11 protein-coding genes and 1 other annotated feature are annotated in these 12,293 nt (G+C 35.7%); of the genes, 3 read left to right on the forward strand and 8 right to left on the reverse strand.

Annotation, left to right across the window (positions count from 1 at the left end; translation table 11 throughout):
- Positions 1 to 464: 464 nt before the first annotated feature.
- From ACFVQC_RS16335 to ACFVQC_RS16350, 4 genes are all read right to left on the reverse strand, one after another.
- A complete protein-coding gene (locus tag ACFVQC_RS16335) occupies positions 465 to 932 on the reverse strand; it encodes a GNAT family N-acetyltransferase (RefSeq protein ID WP_377898704.1) in 468 nt (155 codons plus the stop codon).
- A 177-nt stretch (positions 933 to 1,109) separates the two neighbouring features.
- Positions 1,110 to 2,045 (reverse strand): thioester domain-containing protein, encoded by a 936-nt coding sequence (locus ACFVQC_RS16340; RefSeq protein WP_377889799.1) that lies wholly within the window; start codon positions 2,043 to 2,045, stop codon positions 1,110 to 1,112.
- A gap of 125 nt (positions 2,046 to 2,170) precedes the next feature.
- Positions 2,171 to 3,010: an aldo/keto reductase gene (locus tag ACFVQC_RS16345; protein ID WP_377898705.1), complete on the reverse strand. Its 840-nt coding sequence runs from the start codon at positions 3,008 to 3,010 to the stop codon at positions 2,171 to 2,173.
- Between the two features lie 15 nt (positions 3,011 to 3,025).
- Positions 3,026 to 4,189, reverse strand: a complete 1,164-nt coding sequence (locus ACFVQC_RS16350) for an MFS transporter (RefSeq protein ID WP_377898861.1) — start codon at positions 4,187 to 4,189, stop codon at positions 3,026 to 3,028.
- A 393-nt stretch (positions 4,190 to 4,582) separates the two neighbouring features.
- On the opposite strand from ACFVQC_RS16350, the gene ACFVQC_RS16355 reads away from it, so the two are divergent.
- From ACFVQC_RS16355 to ACFVQC_RS16365, 3 genes are all read left to right on the forward strand, one after another.
- Positions 4,583 to 4,930 (forward strand): winged helix-turn-helix transcriptional regulator, encoded by a 348-nt coding sequence (locus ACFVQC_RS16355; RefSeq protein ID WP_002144974.1) that lies wholly within the window; start codon positions 4,583 to 4,585, stop codon positions 4,928 to 4,930.
- Between the two features lie 428 nt (positions 4,931 to 5,358).
- Entirely contained in the window at positions 5,359 to 5,799 is a 441-nt protein-coding gene (locus ACFVQC_RS16360; RefSeq protein ID WP_002174139.1) for a DUF1641 domain-containing protein, read from the forward strand.
- A 44-nt stretch (positions 5,800 to 5,843) separates the two neighbouring features.
- Positions 5,844 to 7,022, forward strand: coding sequence for an NAD(P)/FAD-dependent oxidoreductase (locus tag ACFVQC_RS16365; protein ID WP_098989429.1), 1,179 nt, complete (start codon positions 5,844 to 5,846; stop codon positions 7,020 to 7,022).
- Between the two features lie 195 nt (positions 7,023 to 7,217).
- Here the strand turns inward: ACFVQC_RS16365 and tyrS are convergent, their stop codons facing one another.
- The 4 genes from tyrS to ACFVQC_RS16385 form a co-directional block, all read right to left on the reverse strand.
- Entirely contained in the window at positions 7,218 to 8,480 is a 1,263-nt protein-coding gene (gene tyrS / locus ACFVQC_RS16370) for a tyrosine--tRNA ligase (protein WP_377889804.1), read from the reverse strand.
- Positions 8,481 to 8,536: 56 nt separating this feature from the next.
- Positions 8,537 to 8,753: a binding site (T-box leader), on the reverse strand.
- Positions 8,754 to 8,860: 107 nt separating this feature from the next.
- Positions 8,861 to 9,778, reverse strand: a complete 918-nt coding sequence (murB, locus tag ACFVQC_RS16375) for a UDP-N-acetylmuramate dehydrogenase (RefSeq protein WP_377898706.1) — start codon at positions 9,776 to 9,778, stop codon at positions 8,861 to 8,863.
- A gap of 387 nt (positions 9,779 to 10,165) precedes the next feature.
- Positions 10,166 to 10,561: an SET domain-containing protein gene (locus ACFVQC_RS16380; protein ID WP_002144963.1), complete on the reverse strand. Its 396-nt coding sequence runs from the start codon at positions 10,559 to 10,561 to the stop codon at positions 10,166 to 10,168.
- A gap of 207 nt (positions 10,562 to 10,768) precedes the next feature.
- Positions 10,769 to 12,271, reverse strand: a complete 1,503-nt coding sequence (locus ACFVQC_RS16385) for a DUF4077 domain-containing protein (protein WP_377889808.1) — start codon at positions 12,269 to 12,271, stop codon at positions 10,769 to 10,771.
- Positions 12,272 to 12,293: the final 22 nt, after the last annotated feature.

The raw sequence follows: 12,293 nt of genomic DNA on the forward strand, positions 1-12,293 counted from the left end.
TGTAAAATCAAATTATCTTTATACAATCATTTAATATATACAACTCAACCTCGCGCCCCTACACCTCTTACCATTGTTCACTTTAAATGTATCTGCTTTCTTATGTGACAAATTTTTTGAAGCGAAAGTTCCTCCTCATCTTTCTCTATATTTCGTGATGAGTTCTCTTTTTCATGTCAAAATAATGATGAGAGATGGTTTTATCAAGTATTGTTGTCTATACATGAAAAATGTGTATAAAAATATCGTTTTTTACAATTCATTCATAGGCATCCATCTATGGACAGTTTTTCCAAAATGAATTGTACATGATTTCTTTCTCGCTAGATAGCCTTTTCGATTAGATTAATATTACAATTTTATGAATTTAATCCAAAAATCGTAATGTTTAGATTTCTAACTTTTAATGTTATTTTAAAATAAAAACCTGCCGGAAAGATACTATTCTTTCCGGCAGGTTTTTATTAATCCAGCATTCGTTTCATTATAAATCCTTTTCCACTTACCCATTCACCCTCAATTTCACCAGTTAAATGAAATCCAATTGATTCATATAGTTTTTGGGCAAGTTTATTTTCTGGATGTATGCTTAAATATATAACTTTTCTATTATATTCCTTTTGTAAATACTCTATTAGCAAACGTAATAATGGTTTTGCATAACCTTTACCTTGGCATTTACTATCAATCATAAATTGATTTAAATATACAGCCTTCTCTTTTTCTTCAAACCAACCGTACATCGCGTATCCGATTGGCATGTCACCGTCATAAAACCCTACCGAAGCAGCATCACCTTTATATTTTGTATCAGCATCGACTAAACAATCTAAAACCGTACTTTCAATAAATTTAAGCTGTTCGCCGGTTACTTTTAAATTAGCAATTTCATTTCGATTTTCATTTGTTATTTTACAAATATGAAGAGTCATAATTCCCTCTCTCTTTCTAATTTCTCATTTTCATTATACCTTACGGTGGTGTAAAGAAGCCAAAACAGCCTAATTCTAACCCTTTTTCGTACTTATAAAAAAGGGTTACTATAGTAATTTCCGCACCCAAAATTTAGGCCAAGAAAAAAGCATCGGCAAATGCCAATGCTTTTTCTACTATCTTTTAATTTGATTCGGCTTATGTGGTTCATTTGGAGTATATGGTTTATTTGGTTTATGCGGGCCTTCAGCCTTTTTCCAACTTACCGCTAACTCCGGACTCGTTTTCTCTTCACTACGCTCTAATAATACAACCGCATTTTGAATAGTCGGTGTACCTTTATGTGCAATTCCTTGTAATTTCGTTAAATTCCCTGATACTTTAAAGCTAAATCCACCCGATGGTGTTTGTTTCGGAATTAAAATGCGGAATTTTTCTCCTACATTAAATTCAGTTTTTGCTTCGCCTTTTTCATTTACAAACTTCGCGCCTTCTGGTGCACCTGTTGCTTGTACTTTATACGTTCCACTTTTCGCGTTTGTTTCTACTGTATATAGACCTGTTTCAAAGAAATCATTTTTTAATACTGCTTCTTGTTCTTCTGTAGGAGTTACACTCATCGTAATTTCTTGTAAATCTTCACTAGCGCTTGCTTTTGCAACGATATCTTTCGTTACTTTTTCTACATTTTTATTACGGAAATCTAAATCGTTAATATCAATTTGTTTTAAAGCATTCCACACCGCAAGCTGCGTTGCGTAATGTGCCTCTCTCCAATCGGAAACACCTAATTCTTGTGGACTCTTCTGTGGATATCCATTTAATAGTACACGGTACACGTTAATATCCACTTTCCCCATTTCCGGTAAATCTTGACCGCTTGGAGATTTCAAATCTACATTTAGGCAAAAGGCAATTTTTCCGTCTGCTGTTTTAATAAGTTCTGTTCGAATCGGCTTTTTCTTTGACTTACTATAACTCCAATCCATTTCATACTTTGTATGATCCATAACTTCTGCGGATGCCTTTTGAAGTGGAAATAATAAGTTCGCAAATACAAATAAAACACTCAAAAAAGCGGCCATTAGCTTGAACGATCTTTTTATATTCATGTCTACAACCCCTTATTAAATAACAAATTTACTCCTGTTTATTATTTAGTTAGAAATTTTTTTTATACATAAGCGCAACAAAAAAAGAGTGCAAACTGTTTGCACTCTTTCTTTCTACTTTAAGCTTAGAAATCGAAGTTATCAGGATCTGGACCAACGCGGTGATTTTGGTTTAATGCATCGATCTTTTCCATATCTTCTTTTGTTAATTCAAAGTTAAATACATCAGCGTTTGCAATAATGCGGTGCTCTTTCGTTGACTTTGGAATTGTAATCACTCCATTTTGTAAGTCCCAACGTAAGATAACTTGCGCTGTTGTTTTGCCGTGTTTATCAGCAATTTCTTGTAATGTTTCGTTATCTAATAGTTGACCTTGCATAAGCGGTGACCATGCTTCCATTTGAATACCTTGTTCTTTACAGAAAGCTTGTAGTTCTTTTTGTGTTAAACGCGGATGATATTCCACTTGGTTAATCATCGGTTTAATTTCTGCACCTTCCATTACATCCTTCAGGTGATGGATTTGGAAGTTACTTACACCAATTGCACGCGCGCGCCCTTCCTTATAAAGTGTTTCTAAAGCTCTCCACGAATCTTTATATTTCCCTTCTACAGGCCAGTGAACAAGATATAAATCTAAATAATCTAGTTCTAATTTTTTTAAGCTCTCTTCATATGCAGCAATTGTTGTTTCATATCCTTGATCTGCATTCCATACTTTTGAAGTGATAAATAATTCTTCTCTTGAAATCCCAGTCGCTTCGATTCCAGCACGGATTCCTTCACCTACTGCTTTTTCATTTCCATAAATCGCAGCTGTATCGATGCTGCGGTATCCTGCTTTAATCGCCGATTTTACAGCTTCTACAAGTTCTGGTCCTTCTTCTACTTTAAATACACCTAAACCGAACCAAGGCATTTCTACACCGTTATGCAATGTTGTTTTACTTTGTAAATTTTTCATTTTATTTTCTCTCCTTTATTTTGCTTGATCTCTTTTTTCTAATGTCATACTCCACGCTGTTAAAATAACAGCACCTACTACCATAATGCCACCTACCCAAGCAGTATGGATTAACCCTAACGAGTTCGTTACAAGACCACCTATATAAGAACCGAGAGCAATCCCTGCGTTAAATGCAGCAATATTAATTGCTGAAGCAACATCAACCGCACTTGGAACAAAGCGCTCAGCCAATATAACGACATATACTTGTAGCCCTGGAACATTCATAAATGCGAATAACCCCATGAAAATAATTGTGATTACTCCAGCTACTTTAAATGGTGCTGTAAATGTTAAAACAAATAATATAATCGCTTGAATAAAGAACATGTAAAATAGCGCTCGAATCGGATTATGATTCGATAATTTTCCGCCGACCATATTCCCTATCGCAATTGCGATTCCATACACTAATAAAATGATGGTAACAGTACTTGCTTCAAATCCTGTTACTTCTTGTAATAGCGGTGATAAATACGTAAATGTTACGAATGTTCCGCCGTATCCAAGTGCAGTAATAATGAAAACAAGTAACAGTCTTCCATTCTTAATTAGTTTGAACTGATCACGAAATGATACAGGTACACCATTTTTTAAATTAGATGGGACTAATATACTGTTTGCGATGAAAGCAATAATTCCAATTACCACAATCACCATAAACGACGCTCTCCAGCCAAATTGTTGACCAATAAATGTTCCAATTGGGACACCTGTAATCGTCGCAACCGTTAAACCAGTAAACATAAAAGCAATTGCGCTAGCACGTTTATTCTCTGGTACAAGTGCAGCCGCAATTGTAGATCCGATTGACATAAAAACGCCATGTGCGAAAGCAGATACAATCCTTGCGATAATTAGTACAGTGAAGCTTGTTGCTACTGCCGCAATACCATTACCAATAATGAAAATAACCATAATCCACATTAATAATGACTTTCGCGACATACTAGCCGTTAACGCTGTTAAAACAGGAGCTCCTACTGCCGCTCCTAACGCATATAGGGAAACCGTTAAACCAGCTGTTGTAACCGAAACATTTAAATCTTTCGAAATGGATGGTAATAAACCGACGCTAATAAATTCTGTCGTTCCTATTCCAAACGCACTAATTGCTAGCGCTAATAAAGCAAACATACTTCTTCTATTCGCTTGAACATTTGAAGAAGCGACTGTGTATGAACTCAATTGAATTCCTCCTTATTACAAGAAATCCAATCATAATAGTATGATAAAAAGGCCTTTTTATCTTCTACAAAATAACTTTATTGCTTATAAATGCTATTATGAATGGCTTCACTCTTTTTTTGAAGAACGCACTTTAAAGTACGATAGGTACCAAAAAGTAACATAGGCACTTTTTAGTACCGTACTACTCATTTCCCTCTTACGTATGCTATTATGAAACATATTCAACACGATAAAAAGTACGTACTTTAAAGTGCTATAGGCACTAAAAAGTAACATTTAACTTATTTAGCTTCTTTTGTTGAAGAACTGAAATTTACATTCATCAAAGGAGATTCTTATATGAAGAAATATAATATTCCTGTGGAGGCAACTTTAGAGGTTATCGGTGGAAAATGGAAAGTCGTTATTCTTTGCCACTTAACGAAAGGTACAAAGAGAACGAGTGAACTAAAACGTTTAATGCCTGGTATTACACAAAAGATGTTAACCCAGCAATTACGCGAGTTAGAAGTAGACGGGGTTATTCAAAGAAAAGTATACAATCAAGTACCACCAAAAGTAGAATATTCCCTTACTGACTACGGATGGTCTTTAGAATCAATTCTCGATTCTCTTTGTACTTGGGGCGAATGCCATCTTGAAAAAAGCGGTAACACATCGATGCTAATTACAGAGGGTGAACAATAAAAAAAAGGGAAAAATGAACATAAATTTGTCCGTTTTTTCCTTTTTTTCTATATATATATGTACATTTCTAACTTAAACAAAATAATTTATGCGCTTTCATGCCTTGTCAGTACTAGGTTATACGCTCAATATCAAATAATTAGGAATCATTTTTATGTTAACATAGGTGTATATAGTATATAATATAGGATATATATTATATACACTTTCCGATAAAGGAACTTTCCATTATGCGGACAAGCCATGTATCGGACAGTTCATAAATAATAGGTAGGACATTATGGTTTTGGATTTATGATTTCAGCTTACTTGCTATCATAAATTTAAAGGCATTTTATTGTGCTTTGTGAAACTTTGTATAAAGTTTCGCAAGCGTTTAGCTTACCTATCAAAAATAAGAGTATTGCTATCGTAAAGGAGAATTGGAGATGCCAGAAACTATGACTCAAACAAAGCCAGAACAAGAAACTGTACAAATTTCTGCTAGCCAAGGACAACTTGATGTACTTGATCAGTTGTTAAAACCTGAGGTACAAGAATCATTAACAACACTAGTGGAACAGCTTCCAAAATTAACTGAGCTTGTTAACATTTTAACTAAATCTTATGACTTCGCTCAAACTGTTGCTACTGACGAAGTATTAAAAAGCGACACTGTTAGCGCAATCCAAGAGATTGTAGAACCTGTAAAAGATACAGTGAAAAGCATGGCTGCAACTGCAATCGAAGCGAAAGATCGTGCTGATGAAAGCAGCGAAGTTATCGGCCTGTTCGGTCTGTTAAAATTACTAAAAGACCCACAAGCACAAAAAATGTTCCGCTTTGTTAACGCATATCTTCAAGTTAGCGCAGAACGTAATAATAAATAATTTAACTTATAACAACAATTAGTAAAGACGGGGGATATCATACTATGTCAAAACAAATTGTCATCTTAGGCGCTGGTTATGGCGGTCTTCTTGCCGCTTTAAACGTACGTAAATATTACAGCAAATCAGAAGCACAAGTTACAGTGATTAACCAATACCCAACACACCAAATCATCACTGAACTACACCGCCTTGCAGCTGGTAACGTTGCTGAGCAAGCAATTGCAATGCCACTTACAAAGCTTTTCAAAGGCAAAGACATCGATCTTAAAATTGCAACAGTTGAGTCATTCTCAGTTGATAGCAAAGAAATCAAACTAGCTGGCGGCACTACTCTATCTTACGATGCACTTGTAGTTGCTTTAGGAAGTAAAACTGCTTACTTCGGTATTCCAGGACTAGAAGAAAACAGCATGGTATTAAAATCTGCTGCTGATGCAAACAAAATCTACAAACACGTTGAAGACCGTATTCGTGAATACGCTAAAACGAAAAACGAAGCTGATGCTACAATCGTAATCGGTGGTGGCGGATTAACTGGCGTTGAGCTAGTTGGTGAGCTTGCTGACATTATGCCTAAACTTGCAAAAAGCCACGGCGTAAATCCAAAAGAAGTTAAACTTCTTCTTGTTGAAGCAGGTCCAAAAATCCTTCCAGTATTACCAGACCATTTAATCGAACGTGCAACTACTAGCTTAGAAGCACGCGGCGTTACATTCTTAACTGGTCTTCCTGTAACAAACGTTGCTGGCAATGAAATCGACTTAAAAGACGGTCAAAAACTTGTTGCTAACACATTCGTTTGGACAGGTGGCGTACAAGGTAACCCATTAATTGGTGAATCAGGTCTTGAAGTAAACCGTGGACGTGCAACTGTTGATGCACACCTACAATCTACTTCTCACAAAGACGTATTCGTTGCTGGAGACAGCGCTGTTGTCTTCTCTCCAGACGGTCGCCCATACCCACCAACTGCACAAATTGCTTGGCAAATGGGTGAGTTAATTGGATATAACTTATACGCAGCACTAGAAGGCAAAGCATTCGAAGAGTTCGCACCTGTAAACTCTGGAACACTTGCTAGTCTAGGACGTAAAGATGCTGTTGCTACAATCGGAGCAAGCAATACTCCGCTTAAAGGTTTACCAGCATCATTAATGAAAGAAGCAAGTAACGTTCGTTACTTATCACACATTAAAGGTCTATTCAGCTTAGCTTACTAATCTGAATATAAGCCCGAATCATGCCCTGCATGATTCGGGCTATTTTTATCCGTAATTTTCTCTAACTTATTTATTCGGCAGAAGAATAATATAACCCTCTTTAATTATCAAAATATACTGAATTTTTGTGTCAGAATTGTGTATATGAAAAGAACGGAGGTAGCTATCTTCCCTACCTCCACTCTTTCACAAGAACTATTCTCCCAATTTCACTAAGCTATAGTTCTTCTTCCCTTTACGAATAATAATAAATCTTCCATCAAATGAATTTTCCACAGTAACATCCGTACCCACATCCGTTACTTTCTCGCCATTCATAGATATAGCTCCATTATTAATATCCTCACGTGCTTGACGTCTAGATGGCTCAATTCCTAAATCAACTAGCCACTCTACAATATTTTTCGCCTCTTTTGAAGACTGGAATGTTGGCATCTCTTTAAAGCCTTGTTCAATTTCATCAGCTGTTAACGATTTAATATCTCCGCTAAATAATGCCGATGTAATTTTCACAGCTTGCAATAATGCTTCTTCTCCATGAACGAATTTCGTCATTTCTTCCGCTAATACTTTTTGCGCTTCACGTTTATGAGGCTCTGTTTCTACCTTCGCTGCCAATTCATCAATTCGCTCTTTCGTTAAGAACGTAAAGTATTTCAAGTATTTAATTACATCACGGTCATCTGTATTCACCCAGAACTGGTAAAATTCAAACGGTGTTGTTTTTTCAGGATCAAGCCAAATAGCACCACCTGCTGATTTACCAAATTTCGTACCATCCGATTTTAATAATAACGGAATTGTTAGTCCGAATACTTTCGCCTCATGACCTTCTAACTTACGAATTAAATCTAAACCACTCGTAATATTTCCCCATTGATCACTACCACCGATTTGCAATTGAACATCTTCTTCTTTGTATAAATGATGGAAGTCCATTGCTTGCAAGATTTGGTACGTGAACTCTGTAAATGAAATTCCTGTATCTAAACGACTTGCGACAATATCTTTTGCTAACATGCTATTTATGCTAAAGTTTTTTCCGTAATCACGTAAAAACTCGATAATATTTATTTTATGTGTCCAGTCATAGTTATTTACCATCTTCACTTCGCTATTTCCGCCAAAACCAAATAGCTTTTTCATTTGCGCTGTTAAAGCATCTACATTATGCTGGACTACTTCTAACGTTTGCAATTGGCGCTCTGATTGACGCCCACTTGGATCACCAATTGTTCCTGTTGCCCCGCCGATTAAAATAACCGGATGATGTCCAGCTAATTGAAATCTTTTCATCATCATGAACGGAATTAAATGTCCAATATGCATACTATCACCAGTCGGATCCACTCCGCAGTATAGTGAAATTTTTTTCTCTTCAACTAACTTACGTAAACCTTTTTCATCTGTCTGTTGATTCACAGCACCGCGCCATTCTAATTCATCAATAATATTCATCTTTTGTCATCCCCTTTATTTTTTGAAAACAAAAAAGCCCCTATGTCTACAATAGACATAGGGACGATTATTCACCGTGTTACCACCCAGTTTGCATAAATAGCATAGCTATTCATACCACTCTTAGCAATAATATCGATTGCTAGTCCGCTTAGCGTTACCTAAGATACTCCAGAGTGTAATTCACAGGTTTGTTTGTGCTAGGTTCCAGCAATCCCTAGCTCTCTTTGATAACAGTGACAAACTGCTACTGGGCTCTTTCAACGTATATTTTATTTGTTAAATTATTAGCCATTATATTGAATCAAAATCAAATTGTCAACAATACCCAAATGTTATTTCGAAATAATTCATACTTTTATACGTTTTTTATTCAAAGATTACTGTAGATCTTCTCCAATAATCCTTACTTCTCGCTCTAATTTCACACCGAATTTTTCTTCAACAGTTTTTTGTACGAAATGAATTAAGTCGATATAATCTTGCGCTGTTCCGTTATCAACATTCACCATAAATCCAGCGTGTTTTAAAGAAACTTCCACTCCGCCAATTCGCTTACCTTGCAGTCCTGATTCTTGAATAAGCTTACCCGCAAAATTATTTGGTGGGCGCTTAAATACACTACCACATGAAGGATACTCTAAAGGTTGTTTTGATTCACGTTTAAACGTTAAATCATCCATCTTTTCCTTAATCTCTTCACGCACACCTTCTTGAAGCTCAAATTTTGCTTCAAGAATAATGTAATGATTATTAGAAAACACACTCTTACGATATCCAAATTCAAACTCATCTGTCGTTAAAGTACGTAAATCTCCATCACCTGTCATTACAACTGCTTCTGTTAATACATAAGCTACTTCACCGCCATATGCACCAGCATTCATATATAACGCTCCACCAACTGAACCTGGAATACCACAAGCAAACTCAAGTCCTGTTAAATTGTGATCCAATGCAATTCGTGACACATCAATAATCGCTGCACCACACCCCGCAACAATCGTTGTCCCTGTTACAGTAACACCTGTAATATGAATTAAACTTACTGTAATCCCGCGAAGACCACCGTCTTTAATAATAACATTAGATCCGTTTCCTAAAAACGTAACTGGAATATTGTGTTGATTCGCATACTTTATAACTTCTTGAATTTCATCATAATTCGTAGGAGCAACGAACACATCCGCTTTCCCGCCCACTTTAATATGCGTATGATTTTTTAGCATTTCATCTTGCTTCACATGACCTTCAGGCAATACTGTACTTAAATATTTATAAACCTCTTGCATATTCATTTTACGATTCCTCTATTTCTATAATCTTTTTATCCCGCTGTCCACGGGCCCATAATATCCCCACATAACAATGCGCTACAAATAAAAAGCCCAAGTGGTAGATAAAGTGTACATAAAGCACACCTATAAACCTCTTAAATTATAAGAGGTTCCACTCATATTAAAATATATATCGCATAATAAAGCAACCCAAATGAGCTACTAAACTTGACATGTAACCATATAGACAACAATTTGTAAAATATATAGGTTTTTCAAAGCAATACCCTTCAGTATCTTACTATACCATACGAAAGAAAAGTGGTATTTTTTTGTAATCTTTACTTTATTTTCTTCATTAAAAAAAGAGCACATCCCACAGAATGCGCCCTTTCTATACTCTTTAAATTATTTTTCGTTCTCTTCTTTTTCCTTATCAAACCATAATAGCTCTTCGTCATCAACTTCACCATTATAATTGATTAGAATCTCTTCTCCCGCTTTTATATCTTTGTAAGCAAAGAAGTTAAACGTATGATTCTCAAAGACAATATCATACGTTGCGTTCGGCTTATATGAATGATTAAATAACATGCCGTATCCTAAAAGGAATGCCGTATGATTTACCCCATACTCAAATGCGTAATCAGCAAGTAACGTTTTCTCAATATGTTCATGCTGTTCATTCGGATAAGAGATAACTGGTGCTGAGTGTATCAACTCACCCTTTTTAATATCACGAGTTGCAAATACACCTCTATTAAATTCTCCATCACTAAGTTCAGAAGTCTTAACTTCAATCATATGCTTCACCTATATATTTCTTTCTTTGAAGTATTTTATTCCGCTATTTGCGGGTTCAACTAATAATCAATAGGTAGCCCCCAATGATTAAAGTCTCACTTTATCCCCTTAAGCTTGGCAGAAAACTCGTAGAAAAGCAATTAAATTCCTATCAAGTATTCGTTCAAATGAAAAAGAGCACATCATTTGTGCTCTTTTTCAGCGATATTATTTTTCTAAAATATCTTCTAGCAACTTCACTTGCTCGCTAACAGTATGTAGCGTCTTCACCGACGTATCATTTCGATTCTTTTCTTCTTCAATACTTGCTAACACTTCTTCCGTAGCTGCAGAAGTTTGCTGAATTACGTTAGAAGCATGTGTAACATCCTTTACGATATTCGTCGTTTTAGCTTGGAAACTTTCTTGATGATCAACAATCTCCCTCATTACATCATTAATCGTATCAATAAACTTCCCTAAATCCGTTACATTCGTTAAAACACTTGCTAACATTTCGTTACACTCTTCTTGTACTCTTTCTGACTTCCCTACCTGCACTTCTACTTTACTTGCTTGATTACTAAACTCCTTCAAAATCCCTTGAATTCTCCCCGCAGAATGATTCGATTCTTCAGCAAGCTTTAACACTTCATTCGCTACAATAGCAAAACCTTTTCCATGTTCTCCTGCCCTTGCAGCTTCAATATTTGCATTTAAAGCTAGCAAACTCGTCTGACTTGAAATATTCGTTATTACATCTACAATTTCATTAATTTGTTTCGATTGTGTCATCAATTCTCTAAATATAGTTCCTGATTGTGAAACAACATCATTTAAACTTCTCATGTTAGCTTCAAAATTTCTTAAAGTGTTTACACTACCCTTTGAGATTTCCAAACTTTTATCAACGCGAATCGAAGCATTCCTTACTTGAGGGATGATTTGGTTAATATTTTCCTCCATATCATTCAATACTTCTACTGAACGTGACATCATCTCTGATTGTGATTGGGTGCCAACTGCTACTTCTTCAAAAGCAAAATTAATTTCACTCATCGACTCCATCGACGTGTTCATATTCTGCCTTAAATGATTGAAATTACTATCTAACTTCACAACAGTTTCCTCAATAAGCCTTTGCGTTTCTTCTAACTCCTGAGCTTTCTTCATCACTGCTTGCTTCTCATCACTTAAACGAGCCAATAGATTAGAACCAATCTTTGTGACACCCCACATTGCGATCGTTACAATCGCTAACAAGCTTGCGAAATTTGCAGCTTCAGATGACGCTGTATAAGCAAAAAATTGATTTGGCCAATAACTACAAAGTATAAATGTAACAACAACTGCTACCCCGCCAAGGATTAAAATAAGACGTTCACTCAAATAAATAAGTGAAACCGCTAATGTAAAATAGATCATTTGAAATACAGCTGGGCTTTCATTAAAAGCTTGTACCATAATGAAAGACATAATAAGTAGCATAAATGTCATGATGTATTTATACATTGCTTCCATACTTTCTATAAAAGTAAGCAGCGTTCCAAATACTACGATAGAAATACCACACATCCAAAATGCTATTGCTCTCTCTGTAAAAATATATCCGTAATACCCAATCGCGATTATCCCAAGGAAGAAACTACAAATCGTGATAAACAACAATAAATGATTTTTCTGCGATTCTTTCTCGAGGTTAGAAAAACAAGTTCTCTTTAACCACTCCATATATGAAGCCCCACCTTCTTAC

This window comes from Bacillus sp. NPDC057893, assembly GCF_042796455.1.
Lineage (GTDB): Bacteria > Bacillota > Bacilli > Bacillales > Bacillaceae_G > Bacillus_A.

Coding starts and splice junctions, on each gene's coding strand:
- ACFVQC_RS16335 (WP_377898704.1), bottom strand. CDS start 932: ATGACTCTTCATATTTGTAAAATAACAAATGAAAATCGAAATGAAATT.
- ACFVQC_RS16340 (WP_377889799.1), bottom strand. CDS start 2,045: ATGAATATAAAAAGATCGTTCAAGCTAATGGCCGCTTTTTTGAGTGTT.
- ACFVQC_RS16345 (WP_377898705.1), bottom strand. CDS start 3,010: ATGAAAAATTTACAAAGTAAAACAACATTGCATAACGGTGTAGAAATG.
- ACFVQC_RS16350 (WP_377898861.1), bottom strand. CDS start 4,189: ATGTTTGCTTTATTAGCGCTAGCAATTAGTGCGTTTGGAATAGGAACG.
- ACFVQC_RS16355 (WP_002144974.1), top strand. CDS start 4,583: ATGAAGAAATATAATATTCCTGTGGAGGCAACTTTAGAGGTTATCGGT.
- ACFVQC_RS16360 (WP_002174139.1), top strand. CDS start 5,359: ATGCCAGAAACTATGACTCAAACAAAGCCAGAACAAGAAACTGTACAA.
- ACFVQC_RS16365 (WP_098989429.1), top strand. CDS start 5,844: ATGTCAAAACAAATTGTCATCTTAGGCGCTGGTTATGGCGGTCTTCTT.
- tyrS (WP_377889804.1), bottom strand. CDS start 8,480: ATGAATATTATTGATGAATTAGAATGGCGCGGTGCTGTGAATCAACAG.
- murB (WP_377898706.1), bottom strand. CDS start 9,778: ATGAATATGCAAGAGGTTTATAAATATTTAAGTACAGTATTGCCTGAA.
- ACFVQC_RS16380 (WP_002144963.1), bottom strand. CDS start 10,561: ATGATTGAAGTTAAGACTTCTGAACTTAGTGATGGAGAATTTAATAGA.
- ACFVQC_RS16385 (WP_377889808.1), bottom strand. CDS start 12,271: ATGGAGTGGTTAAAGAGAACTTGTTTTTCTAACCTCGAGAAAGAATCG.